The organism is Claveliimonas sp. (genome assembly GCF_037273965.1).
Lineage (GTDB): Bacteria > Bacillota > Clostridia > Lachnospirales > Lachnospiraceae > Claveliimonas > Claveliimonas bilis.
This window is the reverse complement of the sequence record NZ_JAYAZJ010000094.1, coordinates 1-22,507: the sequence shown is the minus strand read 5'-3', so window position 1 is coordinate 22,507 and position 22,507 is coordinate 1. Positions and strand designations below refer to the sequence as shown.

General features: G+C 45.5%; 20 protein-coding genes and 1 pseudogene. 1 reads left to right on the top strand and 20 read right to left on the bottom strand.

The annotated features are described in order from the left end of the window. The 13 genes from mobA to WJ238_RS08815 form a co-directional block, all read right to left on the bottom strand. A partial coding sequence (gene mobA / locus WJ238_RS08875) for a molybdenum cofactor guanylyltransferase (RefSeq protein ID WP_337606713.1) occupies positions 1-379 on the bottom strand: 379 nt, incomplete at its 3' end. Between the two features lie 2 nt (positions 380-381). After that, positions 382-726, bottom strand: a complete 345-nt coding sequence (locus tag WJ238_RS08870) for a cupin domain-containing protein (RefSeq protein ID WP_230105844.1) — start codon at positions 724-726, stop codon at positions 382-384. Positions 727-773: 47 nt separating this feature from the next. Then, on the bottom strand, positions 774-2,720 hold the full coding sequence (locus WJ238_RS08865; RefSeq protein WP_337606711.1) for an ABC transporter permease: 1,947 nt from the start codon (positions 2,718-2,720) through the stop codon (positions 774-776). Beyond that, positions 2,713-3,480 (bottom strand): ABC transporter ATP-binding protein, encoded by a 768-nt coding sequence (locus WJ238_RS08860; RefSeq protein WP_337606709.1) that lies wholly within the window; start codon positions 3,478-3,480, stop codon positions 2,713-2,715. The genes WJ238_RS08865 and WJ238_RS08860 overlap by 8 nt, the downstream gene beginning before the upstream one ends. 165 nt (positions 3,481-3,645) lie before the next feature. Then, the gene (locus tag WJ238_RS08855) at positions 3,646-4,611 is read right to left on the bottom strand and encodes a CPBP family intramembrane glutamic endopeptidase (protein WP_337606707.1); all 966 of its coding nucleotides are present in this window, start codon (positions 4,609-4,611) and stop codon (positions 3,646-3,648) included. 98 nt (positions 4,612-4,709) lie between these two features. Further along, on the bottom strand, positions 4,710-6,068 hold the full coding sequence (locus tag WJ238_RS08850) for a sensor histidine kinase (RefSeq protein WP_230105784.1): 1,359 nt from the start codon (positions 6,066-6,068) through the stop codon (positions 4,710-4,712). A gap of 15 nt (positions 6,069-6,083) precedes the next feature. Continuing rightward, the gene (locus WJ238_RS08845) at positions 6,084-6,785 is read right to left on the bottom strand and encodes a LytR/AlgR family response regulator transcription factor (protein ID WP_230105783.1); all 702 of its coding nucleotides are present in this window, start codon (positions 6,783-6,785) and stop codon (positions 6,084-6,086) included. After that, the gene (locus WJ238_RS08840; protein ID WP_337606706.1) at positions 6,766-7,626 is read right to left on the bottom strand and encodes an MBL fold metallo-hydrolase; all 861 of its coding nucleotides are present in this window, start codon (positions 7,624-7,626) and stop codon (positions 6,766-6,768) included. Before WJ238_RS08840 ends, WJ238_RS08845 begins: the two co-directional genes overlap by 20 nt. A gap of 2 nt (positions 7,627-7,628) precedes the next feature. Further along, positions 7,629-8,441 (bottom strand): Cof-type HAD-IIB family hydrolase, encoded by an 813-nt coding sequence (locus WJ238_RS08835; RefSeq protein WP_337606705.1) that lies wholly within the window; start codon positions 8,439-8,441, stop codon positions 7,629-7,631. Positions 8,442-8,552: 111 nt separating this feature from the next. Then, entirely contained in the window at positions 8,553-9,569 is a 1,017-nt protein-coding gene (locus WJ238_RS08830) for a sensor histidine kinase (protein WP_337606704.1), read from the bottom strand. Continuing rightward, a complete protein-coding gene (locus WJ238_RS08825) occupies positions 9,566-10,240 on the bottom strand; it encodes a response regulator transcription factor (RefSeq protein WP_230105779.1) in 675 nt (224 codons plus the stop codon). The genes WJ238_RS08830 and WJ238_RS08825 overlap by 4 nt, the downstream gene beginning before the upstream one ends. Before the next feature lie 161 nt (positions 10,241-10,401). After that, entirely contained in the window at positions 10,402-13,599 is a 3,198-nt protein-coding gene (gene carB / locus WJ238_RS08820) for a carbamoyl-phosphate synthase large subunit (RefSeq protein WP_316264890.1), read from the bottom strand. Beyond that, positions 13,599-14,669, bottom strand: a complete 1,071-nt coding sequence (locus WJ238_RS08815) for a carbamoyl phosphate synthase small subunit (protein ID WP_230105777.1) — start codon at positions 14,667-14,669, stop codon at positions 13,599-13,601. Before WJ238_RS08815 ends, carB begins: the two co-directional genes overlap by 1 nt. Before the next feature lie 354 nt (positions 14,670-15,023). Here WJ238_RS08815 and WJ238_RS08810 point away from each other — a divergent pair, with 354 nt between their 5' ends. Further along, complete coding sequence (locus tag WJ238_RS08810; RefSeq protein ID WP_337606702.1) at positions 15,024-16,289, top strand: peptidoglycan-binding protein; 1,266 nt, start codon at positions 15,024-15,026, stop codon at positions 16,287-16,289. Between the two features lie 189 nt (positions 16,290-16,478). Here WJ238_RS08810 and WJ238_RS08805 read toward each other — a convergent pair whose 3' ends face one another. The 7 genes and pseudogenes from WJ238_RS08805 to WJ238_RS08775 all read right to left on the bottom strand — a co-directional run. Continuing rightward, positions 16,479-16,964 (bottom strand): cytidylate kinase-like family protein, encoded by a 486-nt coding sequence (locus tag WJ238_RS08805; RefSeq protein ID WP_337606701.1) that lies wholly within the window; start codon positions 16,962-16,964, stop codon positions 16,479-16,481. 283 nt (positions 16,965-17,247) lie between these two features. Continuing rightward, complete coding sequence (locus WJ238_RS08800; RefSeq protein ID WP_337606700.1) at positions 17,248-17,865, bottom strand: DUF3841 domain-containing protein; 618 nt, start codon at positions 17,863-17,865, stop codon at positions 17,248-17,250. Positions 17,866-17,912: 47 nt separating this feature from the next. Continuing rightward, complete coding sequence (locus WJ238_RS08795; RefSeq protein ID WP_316264898.1) at positions 17,913-18,380, bottom strand: prepilin peptidase; 468 nt, start codon at positions 18,378-18,380, stop codon at positions 17,913-17,915. Positions 18,381-18,424: 44 nt separating this feature from the next. Continuing rightward, positions 18,425-19,384 carry a tRNA-dihydrouridine synthase gene (locus WJ238_RS08790; RefSeq protein ID WP_337606699.1) on the bottom strand — a complete coding sequence of 320 codons (960 nt, stop codon included), beginning with the start codon at positions 19,382-19,384 and terminating at the stop codon, positions 18,425-18,427. A gap of 103 nt (positions 19,385-19,487) precedes the next feature. Next, positions 19,488-21,638, bottom strand: coding sequence for a sensor histidine kinase (locus WJ238_RS08785; protein WP_524536996.1), 2,151 nt, complete (start codon positions 21,636-21,638; stop codon positions 19,488-19,490). Then, positions 21,610-22,308, bottom strand: coding sequence for a response regulator transcription factor (locus tag WJ238_RS08780; protein ID WP_230105770.1), 699 nt, complete (start codon positions 22,306-22,308; stop codon positions 21,610-21,612). The genes WJ238_RS08785 and WJ238_RS08780 overlap by 29 nt, the downstream gene beginning before the upstream one ends. Then, a pseudogene (locus tag WJ238_RS08775) lies at positions 22,274-22,507 on the bottom strand (hypothetical protein); the annotation flags it as partial. The gene WJ238_RS08780 and the pseudogene WJ238_RS08775, both read right to left, overlap by 35 nt.

Here is a 22,507-nt window from a genome sequence, read left to right as displayed (position 1 = left end):
CATCTGTTCCAACAGGAATCACCGCATCTGTATCTTCTTCTGCAGCCTTCATGATCCCATACAGCTCTTCCGCCATTTCCCAATCTATGCAGGGCATATCACAGGCTGCCGTAAAGAGCAACGGATATCTGCAGGAGCACAAAACCGCATGAATGCCGGCCATAGGCCCGCATTCTTTATAAATATCTTCAATATGTCTGATCTCGTTTTTTGGGTAATCCGTTTCTGTTTCCACGGAAAGAAGAACCTCGCCGGCGCCGGCAAGATTCTTCTGTATATGCTCCAAAAAAGTTTCTTCTCCTATCAGCAGATTGGCTTTATCCGTTCCCATCCGGGAACTTTTTCCCCCGCACAAAATAACTGCACTGATCTTTTCCATTCTTATTTTTTCAGGATCAGGGCTACAAATACCAGATCTTCATCGCCGTTATTCTTTACTCCGTGTCCGTCGCCGTCCTTGCAGAATGTTACATCTCCGGCTTCAATCGGAACAGCCTTTCCGTTGTCATCGTACATGCCTTTTCCACTTAACACATAGTAAGTTTCTGTCTCACCGTGATGCTCATGATGTCCAAGTTCGCAGCCCGGTTTCAGTGTTACACGGCTGAACATACGGCAGTGCTCGCCCAGCTGCTCCTCATTCAGCAGCCCTTCCTTCATAATGAAACCGGCACCGCCGTTAGCACGCTCCACAGTAACAACTTCTCTTTCGTTTGCTTTTGTCATGATTCATGTCCTCCTTTTTACTGTCCTTATTTTACCACACCCGGACATTAATTGACAATCTTATAATATTCTCTTGCGGTAATAGCGAATACAATAATGTAAAATGCCGTGAATATCAGCACAGTCACCACAGTACACAGGACGAAAAGCCCAGTATTGAAAAGTCCGAATATCCCCAGAAGTTTTGTTATCACATTGAATGCAACCATAATATGAAGGATGGAAAACAGCAGAGGCAGGAAAAATACAATCAGGATCTGACTGCGGATCGCCCGGCGTATTTCTCTTTTGTCCATTCCTACTTTCTGCATGATCACATACCGTTCCCGGTCATCCAGACCTTCAGATATCTGTTTGTAGTAGATGATCAGCACTGTCGCCACTAAAAACATGAATCCAAGATACATACCGATGAAGAACAAACATCCGTAAAAGCCGAAAAAGCTTTCTGTCCCTGCCTGTCTGCTGGTAAAATAAGTACCCGGAAGTTCTTCTGTGATCCTGTCCGCAATCTTCTCCTCTACCACGGCCTTTTCTTCATCACTGCCTGTCATATCAAAATCTATGTCATACCGAAGACCGCTTTTCAGTGAATCCAGCTGCATTGCCACTTCATCGTTTGCCACGATCATATACATTCCCGGCGCAACCCGTGACTGATTCTTCTCTTCCAGAACAAAGTCATCCAGCTCTTCTGTTACCTGAAACTTCCGGCCGTCAATCTGAATCGAATCTCTTCCGTAATTCTCAGCTGTAGTATAGATGATCACTTCATTTTCTTTCAGACTGGTGGAGGTGTTTTCCAGTTTCTGATAATCTTCCTGTGGAATCACGTACAATTCTGTAAGATCCCGGGGAGAATAAGTCCCATTCTCGCTGGTCGTAAATTTGTTTCCTCCCTGACTGATAAGAACTGCTGTTCCATAGTGGCAGGCTGTCTCTCCCTCCTTCTTAAGCCCTCCCCGGTCAAGCTCTTCCTCAATAAGCTTATTCGCTTTGTCTATCTTTTCCTGGCTTGCTTCATAGAGCGTCATCTGATAATCATTGGGATACCTATATGCCATCACATCGTCCACGCCCACATACAGGCTCACTGTGCTGGATATCATCACCAGCACTATCGTACTTAAAATACAAATATTGGCAAGCCCCACGGCATTTTGTTTCATCCGGTAGATCATTCCGGAAACAGAGACAAAATGATTGGACTTATAATAAAATTTTTTCCGCTTTCTAAGCAGCTTCAAAAGAGCAATACTTCCTGCCAGAAACAGTGCATACGTTCCGATAATGACTAAAATTACAGCCACAAAAAATGTATTGATCGCTTCAAGAGGGTTCTTGGTTGACACAGCAAGATAGTATCCTGCTGCCATAGTAACAACTCCGATTAAAGCCAGGATCACTTTTGTCTTCGGCTCTTTTTCCCCTGCACTTCCGCCCCGCAGAAGCTCAATGGGATTAGCCAGCCTGATCTGAAACAGATTATAAAACCATGTCAGGAAAAAGATAAATGCAAACAGTATCACCGTATCAGATACAGACTGCACAGAAATATGGAACTCCATTCCCACATCATAGTGAATGATCCGTATTAAAAGGAGATGCATCAGCTTACCAAAGGCCATTCCTCCGGCAATGCCGCCTGCAATGCTGATTCCTCCCACTATGAGCGTCTCTACTGTCAGCATCTTGCCGATATGTCCTTTTCCCATTCCAAGGATATTGTAAACAGCAATCTCCTTTTTCCTGCGCTTGATGAGAAAACTGTTGGTATAAAACAAAAAGATCACGGAAAATACAACCATCACGCCGCATCCCATCCGTAGCACTGTGATTACGTTGACAATCTCAATGCTTTTATTCCCTGCAAGGGCGTCTATAATATAGTACATCATAACCGTAAGGATGGATGTGAGAATAAACGGGACATAGGTTTTTCTGTTATTTTTGATATTGCTGACTGCCAGTCTGGAATAAATTCTGCTATTCATTCCTCTCACCTCCTGTGGCAAGTACAGTCAGTGTATCAGAAATCTTCTGGTAAAGCTGCTCGTTGGTCAGATTTCCTCTGTACAGTTGATGGAATACCTCCCCGTCCTTAATAAACAAAATCCGATCCGCTGTACTGGCTGCCTTGACACTGTGAGTCACCATCAAGATCGTCTGCCCATCCCTGTTAATCTGAGTAAACAGCCTAAGAAGTTCATCCGATGCCCTGGAATCCAGCGCTCCTGTGGGTTCGTCTGCAAGGACCAGCTGCGGTTTTGTGATGAGGGCTCTTGCGACCGCCGCCCTCTGCTTTTGTCCGCCAGAAATCTCATAAGGAAATTTCCCAAGGATCTGGCTGATTCCCAGCTTTTCTGCAATAGGCTTAAGGCGCCCTGACATTTCTTCATAGCTTTTGCCGGAAAGAACCAGCGGCAAAAAGATATTATCCTGCACAGAAAACGTATCCAGAAGATTAAAGTCCTGAAAGACAAACCCCAGATTCTGACGCCGGAAAGCTGCCACTTCTTTTTCTTTTACTTTGCTTAGATCGTTTCCTTTCAGATAAACTCTTCCTGACGTAGGTTTATCCAACGCAGCCAGAATGTTCAAAAGTGTGGTCTTACCGGAACCGGATTCTCCCATGATCGCAACATATTCTCTTGGTTCCACGGAAAAATTTACATTTTTCAGCGCTTCCACCTGATTCCCTCCAAAGCGGGTCGTATATATTTTCTTTACATTTTTCACTTCCAGTAATGACATAAAAAACCTGCCTCCTTTTTTGCCTTTGTCATTTTATTTACAGGCTTATTATACAAAAGAAGGCAGGTCTCTTCCATTCATTTAACTTACATTCCGGCCCTTTATCCTTACATTTTTGTCACATTCATGTAAGTTAACATTGTCGGAAATTTCAGGAAACTTCTCTTATGCAACTGGCTTGATACCATTCAACGCGATAAAAAACTCCATAATAAAAAACAGTATCATCCACACCGCTGTCAGGGCAGAAAACCACATGGATTTTTCAGGACGATTTTCTCTCCACCAGGAAGCAATCTTATCCCGTTTTCTGCAAAAAATGACACAGGTAAGAACAGCAAATCCAATAAGCGTACCGTATTCTACCAGACTTGCCGCTGTTTCCGGCAAAAGCTTTGCCAGTTTTCCCAAAGCCTCACTGAAAATCACATTATTCAGTATATGAAGAGCAATAGACCACCGAATGGAATACTCCGATGCTATATAGCCAAACACAACTCCTGCCGCAACAGCAAATAATCCCTGGGGAAAATTCCCATGCATTACTCCAAAAAGCAGTGCTGATATCCCTACTGCAAATCCTTTACCGTAACTCATAAGACTCTGCATCACGATTCCCCGGTACACCAGTTCTTCCGCTATCGGCCCTACCAGCCCCACATAGAGAAACATTGACCAGTCCGTGCTTGCAGATGCGGCACTGTCCACTGACGCCTGAAGAGAATAACCAAACTGATTTAAAATAATCTCTGCCAATGCCGCTCCCACAATAAAAAGCACCTGCAGCGACATAAATACACAGGACATCTGTCCAAATACCGCTGGTGTCATCCCCTTTTTCCTTACAAAGCTCTCCTTAAGATAGCCATTTTTTCTATGCCGTATTCCAAGATATAAAAGCCCTGCCGCCACGCCTGCAATACTCAAGACACCTGCATAATTTCCCAGACTTCTTTCCAGGATTTTCTGCATCGTACCAGAGTCTCCTGCACAAGAAGGATTCAAAGCAACATACACGCCATATCCCACTGCAAAAAGCAATGTCACTCCTACAAGGATCACATTATAAAACAACACCCCTCTGGCTGTGTGATTTATCTTCTTTTTTAAAGCTCTTTTCTTTGTGTCCATTGTTATTTCTCCTTTCTTTCCTGTATTCACCATATCTCACTTTGGAAAGAACGGAGTTTTTTCGTTGTAAACGGTACTGATTTTGTTGTGAATGGTACTTATTCTGTAAACACAAGAACTTCCAGACTATATACAGACCCTTCTTTTTCTTCACGGATCTGCTGTTTCATGCTGCCATGATATTTTTCTGCCACATAAGCAATATTTAAAAGACCAAATCCATGCTCTTTTTCGTTTTTCTTATCAGTGCATCCTGGCGGCATGATCTTTTTTTGCGGACAAACCGGATTCTCAAACACAAAACATGCCATTTTCCCCTGACAGGAAATTTTTAACCTGATCCAGCCATTCTGCTGCTCACCGTCCTCTTTCCTGTCCATCTTTGCCGCTGACGACCTTTCCAGCTCTTCCAGTGCATTATCCAATGCATTTGCAAATATGGTACAAATATCCATCGCCTGCATTTCAATTTCACATGAAAAATTTCCGTCCAGAGAAAATGAGACTCCCATCGCTTGTGCAAGAAGGAGTTTTTCATTTAAAATTGCATCCACAATCTCATTTCCAGTCTGCACGGCATGATCTGTCTGACGAAGCTCTCCCTCCAGATTTTCCAGATAAGTTCTCATTCTGTCCAGGTCTCCTGTCTCTGAAAGTCTGCACAGACATGCCAGATGGTTTTTGATATCATGACGAAATCTCCTAAGTCTCACTTCCTGTTCCTTATAAGCACGGAAATGTACCAGCTCGGCTCTCATATAATGTTCCCCTATAGTTGTCATATATTGAAAATATCCCTTTTTGTTTCCCTGTTGTACCAAAGCAACTGCAGAAACTTCAAGAAATACGATAGACAGACATCCAAGACCTGTCAAAAATCTCGACATATCCTGCGAAAGTCCGGCTTCGTATATGGTTATCAGGAAAGAGCCCACTGCAAAAAGGAAAATCCCCACTCCGTGAAGAAAGTTCCTCTCCCACCTTCCAAGCTGCCTGTAAGCACTTTCTTTGGCCGCCCTCTGCCGGAATCCCGCACCTTTGATATAGAAAATCAAGACAACTATCCAGAAGATTCCGTCCGAAAGAAGTGCATTTTCTCTTTCCGGAAGATAGGCTCCTGTCACCAGATATGGAACAGCATAGAAAAGCGCCGTAATCCCTACCAAAAATCCAAGCGCCGGAATCAAAAGAAAAATCCCTCTTATCCTGTGACTTTCCCTTGTCAAAAATATATAGACACCAAAAAATAAAATTCCTGTAATCTGTATATCTTCCCAAATTCCGGGAAGCATCTGAACAACAAATGTAAAAACAAAAAAGGCTGTTCCATATATGAATTGAGCCTTTCTATTTTTCAGAACCGGCTCCAGATAAACATATCGGCTCACAGCCAAAAGTGCCAGCAAAATCTCCGCCATCTCTATACAGTTATATAAACATAATGCCAATTTTCCCATACTTTTTGCACCCTGTCAGTTCTCTTTCACCCATTTAGACATCATCCTCTGAAAGGATTCTCTTCGGTTGCGCCCTACCGGAATCTGCGTGCCCTCTGTTAAAAAGACCTTCTTTCCATCATAGGAATATACTTTTCTAAGATTAATGATCCAGCTTCTGTGAATCTGGAAAAACTGTTCTTCAGGAAGCTGGAATAGCTGATCTTTTATTTTGCCTCTTATCAAATAGCGTTCCTTTTCTGTCTGGATAGAAAGATATACGTTCTCACTTTTTAAATAAAGAATTTCCTCCACAGGGATAAAAAGATCCTTTCCATCCACCCTGACAGATAAGCGTCTTCCTTCCGCTTCCATTTTTTCTACAGATTCCAAAGCCTGGTGCAGCTTTTCTTGCTCCACCGGTTTTCCAAGAAACCGAAAAGCCCCCACTTCATAGCCCTGCATAGCATATTCTGTATGACTTGTCAGAAGAATGACCGGTATGGAAAGCCCCATTTCTTTTACTTTTTCTGCTGTATCTAATCCTGACAAGCCTGGCATTTCAATATCGAGAAAAATGCATCGGTATATCTGCGGATTCCTTTTTATCACTCGAAGAAGATCTTCTCCAGAATGAAATGTTTCAATCATTACATCCAAACTTTTATAGTACTGTTCCAATTCTTTACGGATCATTTCCAGGAAGATGGGCTCATCGTCACATACTGCTATTTTCATCTGGCATTTCTCCTCTCATCTCCTGCAAAAGAATATCCCCGCTGTGGATCGCCCGGATCTTTTCTCCCATGATTTTTTTCATCATTCGGTATGGCTCCTCTCCCGTACAGTGTCCGGTATAGTAGATCGTCGGCGTCTCTTTTAAAACTCTGGCCGTCTCCTCAATGTTTCGGATATCTTCCGCAGTGTAGCCTTTCTTTTTCTTCATATGGAAGCCGCTGATCACTGCATCCGGATAACTGTGATAAATCTTCCTATAGCGTTCCAGAATGTTAAGGATCCCATTATGTGCGCATCCGGAGAGAAGATAATGCTTTCCATCCTGCCTGATCACAAGGCACTGTTCATGGTCGAACACATCCTGAACAAACCCCTTTTCTGTCCTTCTTTTCAGGACCCGGTTCCCTTCCGGCCACAGTTTCCTTCCGGAAATATGGGAAAATAGGAAAAGTTCCTCATCGATCCTGTAATCTCCCTCCAGCAAAACAGACCGTGAATCCCCCGGAATATCAGGATCTATTCCGATATACCTGACTTCTTCTTCCTCCACATGATAAAAGGCTCCTCCGGCTGCCCTCTGCATGTAAATGACTGCCTTTTGATTGCATTCCAAAAAGCCGGGAAGCCCTCCGCCATGGTCGTAATGGCCGTGACTTAAAATTACCGTATCCACTCCCGCCATATCGATTCCGAGCATCCCGGCATTTTTAAGGAACTGACTGCTGGCCCCTGTATCCATCAGAAGCTTATGCTTCTTCGTCTCTATGTATAAACTAAGCCCATGCTCGCTAAGGCATCCCTCTCGTCCGGAATCATTTTCCATTAAAACTGTAATTTTCATTTTTAACAGCCTCCCAGGATATAATTTTTTATGGCAGCCTCCACCCCGTTTTCCTCATTTGACGGAAGTACGTAATCTGCTTTTTCCTTTAGTTTTTTCACGCCATTTCCCATGGCAAATTTCAGTCCGGAAGCCTCAAACATGGAAAGGTCGTTCTCCCCGTCCCCGATACAGGCAATCTCGCTCTTTTGGATCCCAAGATGACCGGAAAGCGCTGTAAGCGCTGTTCCCTTGGACGTATTACGGGAAAAGATTTCCATATATATTTTCGTACTGGCAAAAGAAAGCTGAGGAAAATTTCCCAAAATCTTTTCCAGCCTGATTCTTGTGCCCGGTGCAAGGAAATACAACTGGATCTCCTCCACCCCTTTGTTCCTGCTCCGGATATAGGACGCCATATTTTTAACAGGCTCCACTCCCCTGGCGTCTTTTCCGTAAAATGCTCTCCCCATAAGAGCAAGCACTCTTCCCTGTATCAGATAGACATGCTCCATGTGAGACGCGATTCCTGCCCCGCTTCCGGCACACTCCTCTAAAAGTGAAAGGGCGGTCTCCTTAGGAATATCAGAACAAAGCAAACTTTTATCCAGCTCACAGTCTGTCACCCGGGCTCCATTGGAACTGATCACATACCGATAGATATCTTTCCTTCCCGCCAGCTGATGAGGCAGGCAAAAAAGACATCTTCCGGTAGTAGGCACTACCGTAATCCCCGACTTTACCGCTGCCTCCAGCGCCTTTTTCGTTTCTTCTGTCATCAGGCTCTTCCTGTTTAAGCAAGTGCCGTCCATATCCACAGCAAGCAGTTTTATCATAAGTCCTTCTTCATCTCCTGATTTTTATTCCATATAAATTTCCATACGCGAGATCAGATTTGTTACATTCAATTTATTGGCAAAAAGCTGCCGGTAGGTCTTATTTCTCGTTTACTCCGCCTGCACAGGAACCCTTCCCAGGCCCAGAAATACAGTTGTCCCAACACCGGGTTCTGATTCGATCCAGATGCTGTGCCCCAGTTTATCCGCCACCTGTTTGCATAGATACAGCCCTATGCCGGTAGACTTTTTGTGTTCCCTTCCTGTGTAGCCGGTAAAGCCCCTTTCAAATACACGGGGAAGATCCTCTGCATAAATACCGATTCCGGTATCCTGGATCATCAGGGTAAGCTCATGCTCCTTTCCTTCGGATACACGGATCGATATTTCTCCTTCCTTTGTGTATTTCAGCGCATTGGATAAAAGCTGTTCCAATATAAAGGACAGCCATTTTTCGTCTGTGAGCACGATCCGGTCTGATTCCTGATAATTCAATTTCAGCTTCTGCAAAATAAAAAGTCTGGAATATTTTCGTAATGCCTGTTTAATTAATTTATCCAGAGAATACCACTGCAGCACAAGATCTTTGGAAATATCCCCGATACGCACATAGGTCATGACCATCTCCACATATTGTTCTGTGCGAAAGAGCTCTTTGTCCATTTCCTTTAGAAAACTGTCTGATCCATGTTCCTGCCCTTCTTCCTGCAAAAGAAGACGCATTGCCGCAAGGGGCGTTTTGATCTGGTGCGCCCACAGACTGTAATAATCTACACTCTCCTGTCTTGCAATGGCGGCGTCTGACTCTTTCTCCATCTTCTGATCCCAGAGAACCGACAGCATTTTCTGATACTGCTCCTCTGCCAGAGTATCCGCGTTTTGCGCTCCCGGCCTTAAAAAAGAAATGTTTTTCAGCATTTCTTCCCTTTCTCTGCTTCTTCTTACATAACGGACAAAATTTGCACTCCCCCACAAAATCAGCCATATCACCGACAAAAAGACTGCGTATGACATGGCCTCCATCCGAACTTCATAGAGAAGCCCCACTATCAAAATAATCGCTGCGGCTCCAAAGTAACCAACGATTCCTCTCCAGTGTTCTTTTAAATAGTAGCCTGCTGTTTTCATGCTTCCACCATATATCCAATCCCTTTTTTTGTCACGATCATCTGTTCCAGGCCTACCCCGGCCAATTTTTTCCTGAGCCTTGCCACATTGACTGTCAGTGTGTTCTCATCAATAAAGGCGTCGCTTTCCCACAGCCTTGCAATGATCTCGTCCCTGGAAACAATTTTTCCTGCATGTTCCAGTAAAATCTGCAGGATTCGAAATTCATTTTTCGTCAGTTCTATTTTCTGCTCCTGATAGATCAGCGAAGCATCCGACAAATTGAGGATACATCCTTTGTGTTCAATAATATTGGTATTCCCTCTGTAAGAATAAGCCCTTCGGAACATTGCCTGCACCTTCGCTGTCACCACATTCAAATCAAAGGGTTTTTCAATAAATTCATCTCCGCCCATATTCATAGCCATAACAATATTCATATTGTCTCCTGCCGCTGACAGAAAAATAATGGGCACATCGGAAATCCTGCGGATACTGCTGCACCAGTGATAGCCATTATAAAAGGGCAGTCCGATATCCAAAAGTACAAGATCAGGCTGAACGTTTGAAAATTCTTCCATCACATTTTTAAAATCCTCTACACAATATACTTCATAGTCCCAGCCTGACAGATGTCTTTTCAAAGCCTGTGCAATTGTTCTGTCATCTTCCACGATCAAGATACGGTACATAATCCCTCCTAAATTTTCCTTCTTCCTGATAGTATTCTACATGATAACTCCATCCTTGAACAGTAATTTAAAAATTTTCCTGCAAGATATATCATAAAATGAATATAGAAAAAGCACTCTGAAGATTCCTTGTCTTCAGAATGCCCTTTCTAGAATTATCCTTAAATTTTCGCAATATCGATCAGTGTCAGCTTCTTGATATCTGTATTTTCCAGACTGGTGATCAAAGCTTCCGCTGTATCAATAGCCGTGAGCACGTTTACGCCCGTCTCAATGGCATTTCTTCTGATCACGAATCCGTCTCTGGAACGATCAGCTCCCTGAGGCGGCGTATCGATGACAAGATCGATCTCATGTCCCAGGATCAGGTCCATAAGGTTCGGAGATTCCTGCTCGATCTTGTTGACCGGGATCGCTTTTACTCCTCCGTCCTGCAGTGCCTTAGCTGTACTTCTTGTAGCGAAGATCTTGTAGCCGATCTTTTCAAAGCGGCGTCCGATCTCTACTGCTTCCGGCTTATCCTCATCCCTTACGGTAATGATCATGTTCTTGTACTTCGGCAGTTTGATTCCTGCTCCCAGGAATGCTTTGTAAAGCGCCTCGTCAAAGGTGCGGGCAATACCCAGACATTCTCCTGTTGACTTCATCTCTGGTCCGAGGCTGATATCAGCGCCCCGGATCTTCTCAAAGGAGAATACCGGCATTTTAATGGCAAAGTAATCCGCCTCTTTCTGGAGTCCCGGCGTATAACCAAGGTCTTTGATCTTGTGTCCAATGATAACCTTTGTTGCAAGAGGAACGATCGGAATGCCTGTCACCTTGCTGATATAAGGAACCGTACGGCTGGAACGGGGATTTACTTCAATGACGTATACTTCCTCACCGCACACAATGAACTGAATGTTGATCAGTCCGATGACATGCAGGGACTGCGCCAGCTTTCTTGTATAGTCCTCAATGGTTCTCTTTGTCTTCTCCGAAATACTCTGTGCCGGATAAACGGAAATACTGTCTCCGGAGTGGATTCCCGCACGCTCGATATGCTCCATGATACCCGGGATCAGGATATCCTCACCGTCGCATACCGCATCTACTTCGATCTCTTTTCCCTGAAGGTACTTATCAACCAGAATCGGGTGATCCTGTGCAATACGGTTGATAATACCGATAAATTCATCAATGTCGTGATCGTTGATGGCAATCTGCATTCCCTGTCCGCCAAGTACATAGGATGGACGCACAAGAACCGGATAACCCAGACGGTTTGCAACCTCTTTGGCTTCCTCTGCTGTAAAGACGGTTCCTCCGGTCGGACGCGGGATTCCGCATTTTTCCAAAATTTCATCAAACAGCTCTCTGTCTTCTGCTGCATCTACATTCTCGGCAGATGTACCAAGGATCGGCACTCCCATCTTCATCAGTGCCTCTGTCAGCTTGATAGCAGTCTGTCCGCCGAACTGCACAACCGCTCCGTCCGGTTTCTCCAGATCAACAATACTCTCCACATCTTCCGGTGTCAGCGGTTCAAAATACAGCTTATCTGCAATGTCAAAGTCTGTACTTACTGTCTCCGGGTTATTATTTACAATAATCGTCTCATAGCCTTCTTTTGAGAATGCCCATGTACAATGCACAGAACAGAAGTCGAACTCGATTCCCTGTCCGATGCGGATCGGCCCGGAACCAAGAACAAGTACCTTTTTCCGGCCGCTTGTCTCCTCCACTTCATTCTCACTTCCGTATACGGAGTAATAATATGGCGTCGCTGCCGCAAACTCTGCCGCACAGGTATCTACCATCTTGTAGGAAGCGGTGATTCCATACTCGTGACGCATATCGTGGATCTGACGCTCCGTATTGCCGGTCAGAGCCGCGATCACATTGTCCGGAAATTCCATTCTCTTGGCTTCTTTCAGTGTTTCTGCTGAAAGTGATGTTGTCTTTAAGGTCTGCTCCATCTCTACCAGACGGGCAATCTTATCAATAAACCATTTGTCAATCTTTGTAATACGGTTGATCTCATCATAGGAGATACCTTTTCTGATGGCCTCTGCGATCATCCAGATCCGGCGGTCATCTACGATCTCAAGCTTTTCCAGAAGCTCCTCTTTAGTAAGGTCGGAGAAATCATAGGACATCAGGCTGTCCACATGCTGCTCCAGAGAACGGATCGCTTTCATCAGTGCACCCTCGAAGTTGTCGCAGATACTCATGACCTCTCCGGTCGCCTTCATCTGTGTTGTCAGCGTACGTTTCGCACTGATGAATTTGTCAAACGGAAGTCTCGGCATTTTTACGACACAGTAATCCAGCATAGGCTCGAAGCTTGCGTATGTCTTCTGTGTAACCGCATTTTTGATCTCATCCAGTGTATAACCAAGGGCAATCTTAGCTGCAACCTTTGCGATCGGATATCCGGTAGCTTTGGAAGCAAGCGCTGAAGAACGGCTGACACGCGGATTTACCTCGATAACGCAATATTCAAATGTCTCCGGATGAAGAGCGTACTGCACGTTACATCCTCCGGTGATGTTCAGTTCACTGATAATGTTAAGAGCGGATGTACGCAGCATCTGATATTCTTTATCTCCCAGAGTCTGGGACGGAGCAACTACAATACTGTCTCCTGTGTGAACGCCTACCGGGTCGATATTTTCCATATTACATACTGTGATACAGTTGCCGTTTCCGTCACGCATCACCTCGTACTCGATCTCTTTCCATCCGGCGATGCAGCGCTCTACCAGAACCTGTCCGACACGGGAGAGACGAAGTCCGTTTTCCAGGATCTCTACCAGCTGTTCTCTGTCATGGGCGATACCGCCGCCGCTTCCTCCCAGAGTATAGGCCGGACGAAGCACAACAGGATAACCGATCTTCTCCGCAAACTTAATACCATCCTCTACATTTTCCACAACGAGGGACGCTGCACATGGCTCTCCGATCTTTTCCATGGTAGTCTTAAATTCCAGACGGTCCTCCGCTTTCTTGATCGTTTCGGAGGTTGTACCGATGAGGCGGACATTATTTCTCTTAAGGAAGCCGTTTTCTTCCAGCTCCATGGCAAGGTTCAGAGCTGCCTGTCCTCCCAGAGTAGGAAGCACGCTGTCCGGCTTTTCCTTCAAGATCAGCTGTTCTACCACTTCTACAGTCAGCGGTTCAATGTAAACACGGTCTGCAATATCCTTATCTGTCATAATTGTAGCCGGGTTGGAATTGAGAAGCACAACCTCAAGCCCCTCTTCTTTCAGAGAACGGCACGCCTGTGTTCCCGCATAGTCAAATTCTGCAGCCTGCCCGATTACAATCGGTCCGGATCCAATCACCAGTACCTTTTTAATATCTTTATTTCTTGGCATTAGTTTGCTCCTTTCATCATATCCATAAACCTGTCAAACAAATAACCGGAATCCTGCGGTCCCGGGCATGCTTCCGGATGGAACTGAACCGTAAAGATGTTCTTTCCGATATAAGAAAGTCCTTCGTTCGTTCCGTCGTTGACATTGACAAAAGCTTCCTTTGCCACAGACGGATCAATGGTGGATGCATCCACTGCATACCCGTGATTCTGTGAGGAAATATATACCCGGTTGTTGCTTAAATCTTTCACCGGATGATTTCCTCCTCTGTGTCCGTATTTCAGCTTATATGTCTTTCCTCCATTTGCCAGGGCCATAAGCTGATGTCCCAGACAGATGGCAAATATCGGGATATCTGTGTCATAGAGCTTCTTGATCTCTGCAATGATCTCGGTACAGGTTTCCGGATCTCCAGGGCCGTTGGAGAGCATAATGCCGTCCGGTTTGGATGCGATGATCTCCTCTGCCGATGTATCAGCCGGATAAATGGTCACGCGGCATCCTCTCTTATTAAGAGAGCGTGCAATATTATTCTTTGCGCCGAAATCCATCAAAGCCACTTTCGGTCCGTTGCCCTCCAGCACGTATGGCTCCTCACAGGTTACCTTGGATACCACATCTCCGACTTTGTATGCGTGAAGTTTCGGGATAATCTCATCAAGATCATAGTTTTCATTGGTCGTGATCATTCCGTTCATCGTACCTTTTTCTCTTAAGATCTTTGTAAGGGCACGGGTATCAATTCCGGCGATTCCCGGAATATCCTGCTCCTTCAGGAAATCCTGAATGGTGCCCTCGCATCGGAAATTGCTGGGCATTCTTGATAATTCTCTTACGATGTAACCGTCCGGCCATGCTTTCTTTGATTCCATATCCGGTGTTATTCCGTAATTTCCAATTAATGGATAGGTCATAACTACGGCCTGTCCTGCGTAAGAAGGGTCAGTCAGCACCTCCAGATAGCCTGTCATGGAGGTATTAAATACAATTTCACTTATCATGTCTTTCGTAGAACCTATGCTGGTTCCTGTAAAGACGGTTCCGTCTTCTAAAATAAGAAACGCTTTCATTTATTCACCTTTTCCCTTCACTTTGTTTTAATGGCAATATGTAAAGTCATGTTTTGCCCCATAAAAAAGGCAGTCCGTGCAAGCACAACTGCCTTTCTATGTCTATTTCCAGCGACAAATCATGTCTCCACAAATTGTATTGATTATACTACAATCTAAGACTTTTTTCAACCACTTCTCGCATTTTTATTTTTGTTCTTACATCTGCATAGCGTCAACTATTGTCGGCGTAATCTCTCCCAAAGGGTAAATGCCTCCTGTTTGCATCAAGATTTTGTATAGGTCAATCACCTTCCGGACTTTTTTTGCATATACTATATGCAACAGACTTAAATGGCCTGAGAGGTTCTTATTATGAATGGTTCCATTCCCACTAATTCAGACACTCCCTCCAAGGGAAAACTTCAGATCAATGTTACATCAGAAATCAATCACTTTCCTGTATCCGGTGCCAATATCCGCATTTCCTACACCGGAATACCTGACAGTACAATAGAGGAAGTGACCACGGATTCCTCCGGACAGTCAGAAACTCTGGAGCTCGATGCCCCTCCGGTAGAATACAGTCTGGACGTCACTTCAGAAGAACAGCCTTATTCGGAATATACCCTTCTTATCACTGCTCCGGGATTTGAAACGATCAGCATTGCCGGCACAGAAATCCTTGCAGATGTCACTGCCATCCAGAACATACAGATGCGTCCGTCTGATTCTTCGGAGACGGGGGAAGAACGGTTCGTGATTCCCGCACATACTTTATATGGAATCTACCCGGAGAAAATTCCTGAAGCAGAGATCAAACCTGTCAATGAAACCGGGGAAATCGTATTAAGCCGCGTGGTTATACCGGAATATATCGTGGTGCATGATGGAAGCCCCCGGGACAGTACAGCTCAGAATTATTATGTCAAATATAAGGATTATATCAAAAATGTGGCGTCAAGTGAAATATATGCCACCTGGCCTGCCAATACAATCCGTGCCAATGTTCTTGCCATCATGTCTTTTACTTTAAACAGGGTTTACACGGAGTGGTACCGGAATCAGGGTTTTGACTTCACTATTACTTCCTCCACTGCTTTTGACCACAAATGGATTCCGGAACGGAATATCTACGATACCATTTCCGTTATTGTAGATGAATTGTTTGCCAGCTATCTTTCCCGCCCCAACGTCCGGCAGCCGATCCTGACACAGTACTGTGACGGGCGGCGCGTGCAGTGTCCCAACTGGATGACACAGTGGGGGTCGAAATCGTTGGGAGATCAGGGCTACTCTCCTATTGAAATCCTCCGCTACTATTACGGCGCAGATATGTATATTAACACCGCAGAGGCAATCTCCGGTATCCCATCCTCCTGGCCGGGTTACAATCTGGAGATTGGGTCTTCCGGCAATAAGGTCCGACAGCTTCAGGAACAGCTTAATGTAATTTCAGATGCGTATCCGGCCCTTCCAAAGCTGACTGCCGACGGAATTTACGGACCTGCCACTGCTGAAGCAGTCCGAAAATTCCAGGAAGTGTTTGGGCTTCCCGAAACCGGAATCACTGATTATTCGACCTGGTATAAAATTTCAGAAATTTATGTCGGAGTATCAAGAATCGCTGAACTGACCTAGATGAAATCTCCCACAGCTTCTCACTGTGACTCCGGCAGCCGTCAAAAGAAAATAGAGTTCCGCAAGCGGAACTCTCGCGCCGAGCGCGGTCGTTTTAGCAGCAGCTTCCACTTCACGCGAGTGCGCATCCCGCGGAGCGTTTTATTTAATAGGAAAGAAATTTCCTATTAAATAAAATAGCGGCAGAAACTATATCAGTTCCTGCCGTTCAAAATACTTCATTAAAATATCTGCACAATTTTCCAGCCCCAGATCCGATGTATTCAAGATCATATGGTAATTGTTAACATCTCCCCACGCCTTTCCTGTATGTTCATGGTAGTAATCTGCCCTCTCCTGGTCTGTCATCTCTATCTTTTTGCTTGCTTCCTCATAGGTCAGATTTTCTTTCCCCATAATTCGCCGGATACGATCCTCCTTATCTGCGCACACATAAATATTAAACGCATTTCTCTGATCTTTCAGGATTTCAGAAGCGCAGCGTCCCAGGATAATGCAGGGCTTTTCTGCCAGTTTCTTTATCACTTCCACTTCGGATTCATAAGTATGCCTGCCAAGCTCTTCCTCTACATTCACCTTGTCATATACCGGAATGCCAAGCCTTTCTGAAAGCTCCTGTGCAATCCTGCTTGCTCCTGTACCGTATCGCCGGCTCATTGTTATTACTAATTTCATACCAATTCCTCCTTTGTAGTCCAGTTTACGCTATGCCTGCTGCCGGGCCCTTCACGCTCTCGCTTCCGGGCTTTCGCATGTATGCTGTCCGCCGTGCCAGCTCCTGCCCTTCGGGCTCTCGCTCACGGGCTTTCGCATGTATGCTGTCCGCCGTGCCAGCTCGCGCCCTTCCAGGCTCTCGCTCACGGGCTTTCGCCCTATAAAAATGCGAAAACCTCAAATCGCCTGCAAGCAGGCGTTTGCGTTTTCCACATTTTTGCACGGCTCATTGCCTACGTGGACATTATACCACAGCTTCTCCGGGATGTACAATCTGCTTTACCCATTCTTTGCGGATCTCCCAGATATTTCCGCAGACATTGAAAATAGTCCAGTTGTCAATTTCAAACACTCTAAGCCAGCTCTCTTTTATGCGGGCCTCCTCCTGTGGATATTTTCCCGCATACCTGCCCTGGAAGAACTCAAATCCGTTTACAACGCCAATATCTTTCAAGTGCTGTTTATATTCCTGTCTGTCCATTTCATCTTTGGGAAGGTAAATCCGGTTCAGCACATAATCCCACTTTCCTTCATCGAAATAGATGATCTTCTCCGCCGGCACTTCCAGAACATATACCACTGTTCCTTCAATGGGCTTCAGGCAGTTTTCCCTGCTGATGGAGCACCAGATAGGCGCATGTACGTCTGCCGGTTTTTCCACTCTCCTGGCCGCTTCTTCTGTAAACCAGTCGTAGCTTTCCATAAAAAGAGGCGCAATGTCTCCGAAATGAAGCTCCACGTATACTCTCTGGTTGATGATCCTTCCATCTCTTTCCAGCTGGTACAAAGTTTTGTCATTCTGCCTTGTATAAAGCCTGACCATCTCCCCGCCGGATCCTTTTTTCGCATCTTGATCCACCATTTTCTGCCATTCTCCTTTCTATTTTCTCAAATTTGTTTCACGTGTTCTTACCTGGCTCCGCTTCCGGTATACCAGGCCGCAATTTCTTTTCCCCAAAGAAGACCTGCAGCCATCCCGGCACTTAAAAACGGTCCAAAGGGAATGGACTCTTTCCCGGTAATCCTTCTCGTCAACACAAGGGGCGTCAGCACAATTCCGCACAGCAAAACGGCAATTCCGCCAGCCGCTATCATTCTTATCGCTCCCAAAAAGGCTCCGCCGGCTGCTGCCAGCTTAATATCTCCTCCTCCAAAGGCTCCCGGCCGCACCATCGTTATGGCTGTCATAGGCAGGCTGATACACAAAAGCCCTGCCAGCCTCTCTGGCAGAGCCATCCCACCGCTCCACATATCTGCAGCCGCAAGTAAGATCATTGCTGCCGGTATGCCATCCGGTATTTCCCTTTTTAGCACATCTCCAAAGGGAACCCACAAAAGAAGGCTAAGAAAAACTCCTTCCAGCAATTTCTCTGTCATAAAATTTCAGCAATGCTTTCACAGATCTCACTACTTATCGCCTCTTACGCTTCCACCGTCATTTCATATTCTTCGAATAATTCCTTCACTGCCGCTTCATATGCTTCCAGCTTCTCTGCTTTACGGATACGCTTGAGAGGCTTTTTGGCATCTGCAAAAATCTGTCCCATATAAGCCCACAATTCTTTCATCTTGAAAAGCACCGGCTTAGGCCCCGGCATCTCTTCTTTATAGCCTTCATAAACCTTATCGTGAAATTTCAAAAGCAGCTCTTTTCCCGGCGCTTCTTTGTTTTGAAGCCGTAAGATCAGCCCCGGATCCCGAAGGAATCCTCTGCCGATCATAACCTTATCTATCTGCGGATAAGCGCTGGTAAACCGATTTAAGTCTCCAACCGTAAGGATATCCCCGTTGTAGCACACAGGACTTTTCCCCTTTTCGGCAGCATAGCCAAAGGCCTTCATATCCGGACGCCCCTGGTAGAAATCCTGCTGGGTTCTCGGATGAACGATCAGCTCTTCCAGCGGATAACGATTGTATATCTCCATAAGACGTTCAAACTCGTCAGGATCATCCTTCCCAATCCTTGTCTTTATGGAAATACGCATATCCGGCATCTTTTTATCTCTGTCTGTAAAGACGTCGTCCAAAAATCGCTCCAGCTTGTCCGGTATTGCCAGAAATCCGGATCCTCTGTACTTTGAGACAACTGTTCTGGACGGACATCCCAGATTGAGATTGACCTCCTTATATCCAAGACTCTCAAGCTGAAGGGCTGTCACTGTAAAATCCCCGGCGTCGTTGGTCATGATCTGGGGAACCAGGAAAATTCCCCGATTATTCTCCGGATCAATATCCTTCTTCTCCCTGGCGCTGAACTTCCCCTTCTGATTGGGTGCAATAAAAGCGGTAAAGTATTTGTCCACACCAGGAAAACAGGCATCAAAAGCCTTCCGGTGAATGGGTCCTGTAATCCCTTCCATAGGCGCAAAGTAGTATTTCATGTTCTCCCTCTCTTACGTCACTTTGTCTTACTACTTTAGCATGATTCCAAATAAAAGTCCAGCGACGCCAAAACAGGGAAAGCTCCTAAGCTTTCCCTGCCTGTTATTCCCTGACACGCGGGAATACGATTTCCACCCGGAACAGATCTGCTTCTGTGGAGATTTTCAGTGTGCCGTGCATCAGCTCTGTAAAAGATTTGGCTATGGACAGTCCCAGCCCGGAGCCTTCTGTATTTCTTGATACATCTCCTCTGACGAAGCGGTCTGTGATCTCATCTGCGTTGAAATTCAGCTCTGCGGCCGAGACGTTTTTCATCCGTACAGACACATTGTCCTGTTCTTCTTTCACCTCAATAAATACGCGGGTATTAGGGAGGGCGTACTTGGAAATGTTGACGATCAGATTTTCAAAGATCCGGTACGCCTTTTCACTGTCCAGCTCCACAATAACCTTCTCTTCAGGCACATCCCATTTCACTTCCAGCCCCGCCGCCTTTAAATTCCTGTCGTACTCCAGCTCTATCTGCTTCAGAAGTCCTATGATGTCCAGTTTCATAAAGTGCAATGTCACATTGTGGCTGGTTGCCTTGCTGATCTCAAACAAATCCTCAATGAGCACTTTCAGTCGCTGCGATTTCTTCTCCAGTATCCCGATATATTCCTTTCTCTTCTCTTCATCTTTTTCATTTTTCAAAAGATCCACATAAGTGATGATGGCTGTGAGCGGCGTCTTTAAGTCATGGGATACATTTGTAACCAGGTCGGTTTTCATCCTCTCACTTTTCATCTCTTCTTCCACTGCCCTGCGGAATCCTTCCTGGATCTTCCTAAGCTCATCCTGCACCGGATTGAATATGCCTGCATCTTCGCTGATCTCGGTATCCAGATCTCCTGCCGCCAGACGGGAGGTTGTTCTTAATACGCTTTTATACTGCTCCTGCACCTGGTCCAGATATTTTCTGAGGAAAAGGAACAAAATGATAGAATAGGCGATCAGTACGCCGATACCAAATACCCAGAAGAAGGTAATGATAAAAAGCACGACAAAATTCATGATCACCACTTTCAGGATCATCTTGTTTGTCTTATCTGTGAAATCAAAGTGGAGAAGAAGGTCATACTGACGGCGGAGAAACTCTTTAAACCTCTGCCATACTCCTCCCGCCGTATTCTTTGCTCCCCGGACACTGCGGGTACCTCCCCGTTTCACCCACAGGATAAAACGTATGGTCCACACCCTCTGACGCCAGTATTCTTTTCCCATGGCGAACATAGGACGAAGGCAGGTTACAAGCCAGAATACAATGCCAAAGCTAAACGCCCACACAAAGAAATTCAAAAGATAGGAAACTGCCGTATTGACAGGGGCCTCTGCCGGAGATACGATCAGGATCAGTTCATGATTCATAGTTTTCCAGATCATGCGCGCCTGATAAAACAGCGTAGAAAAGAATATGACCGCCACCAGCAAAACGATCTCCAGGGGAGCCCGGAAAAGGGCCGGCCCGTCTGTCCTTTTCCAGAACGGCAGCAAAATCGCCGCTGCTGCTGTTATCCCAACAAAAAGCAGAAAAATCCAGAAAAAACCATCACTTTCCAAAACCCAGTATACATCCGCCGACTCTTCATCACCCATCCGACCGGTATACAAATATTCCGTCAGATTTTCTTCCGTCATTCCGTACCGCACCGTCACATTCTCCGGATTGGAAATCTTCCGGAATCCATTATAGTCAAAATCATACTCCAGGTCTTCCTGCGCACTGATCAAAGCCTGCTCCATCCCATAGGCCGTTTCCCTATCCAGCCTGCTGCCGGATACCCCGATAGAACTTACCTGCCCGTGGCTGTCAAACACAAATTCCACTTTAAGCGCATAACGTCCGTCCTGCCCGCTCTCCAGCGCTTCCTGTACATCCTGTTGGCTTTCCAGAAGGATGTTCCCCTCCTCGTCCGTAATGCTGTAATCCGTATACCGCTCCAGAAGGCGAAATTCATTATACGCATTTTCCTCCAGGACATCCGCCTGGGAAGTTTCCTTTGAGAGCTGATTATAAAGGACATAGTTCCCTTCTGCCAGGGAAGTAAATTCATCTACATACAACCCAAGTTCATTGCTGCTCTCATTCCTGTCTTCCTGTGCACTGTTCCGGATAGACGGATAGAGAAGGATCATTCCTGCCGAACAAATGCAGAGAACAAGGATCACTGCCAGCCATACAATTTTAGGATTGTTTTTCAATTTTGTATCCAACACCCCACACCACCTTTAAATATTTCGGATTTTTCGGATCCAGCTCTATTTTTTCGCGGATATTTCTGACATGGACCATAACCGTATCCGTTCCCACTGCCTTTTCCTGCCAGACTCTTTCATAAATTTCTTCCGCCGAAAATACTCTTCCGGGATTTTTCGCAAGGAGAAGGAGGATCTTATATTCAATAGGCGTCAGCTTCACCGGTTTTCCATCCACTGTCACTTCCACTGTCTCCTCATTGATCTCCAGTCCGCCGATCACGTGAACATTTTCCTTCACTTCCAGCTTCTCCATAAATTTCCGGTACCGCCGAAGCTGTGAGTTTACTCTCGCCATAAGCTCCATAGGCGTAAAAGGCTTTGTCACATAATCATCTGCCCCGAGATTCAGTCCGGTGATCTTATCGACTTCCTCTGATTTGGCTGAAAGCATAATGACGGGGAAATCATACTTTTCCCGAAGTTTCATTGTCATCTGGATGCCGTCCATCCGGGGCATCATAATATCCACGATCGCCAGATGGATCTCTTCTTGTTCCAGTACCTTTAAGCCTTCCACTCCGTCTGCAGCCTGAAACACCTCATAACCCTGGCTCCTCAAATATATTTCTACGCCTTCCCGTATTTCTTTGTCATCTTCCACAATTAAGATATGATTTGCTTCCATGGTTCCCTCCTGCTAAATATTCTCCTGTATTCCTTCCTGAGTATAGCACTTTTGCCTCACTCATAAAACCACATTTCCTTGCCCTTCCCGATGCCGGAAGCGGCGGGATATTCTTTCTTCTCACAACGCCGTAATTGTGCGCAAATACAGACACTCTCGAGAAAGGCAGCGGGATCGCATATTCATCCCAGCGCCACCA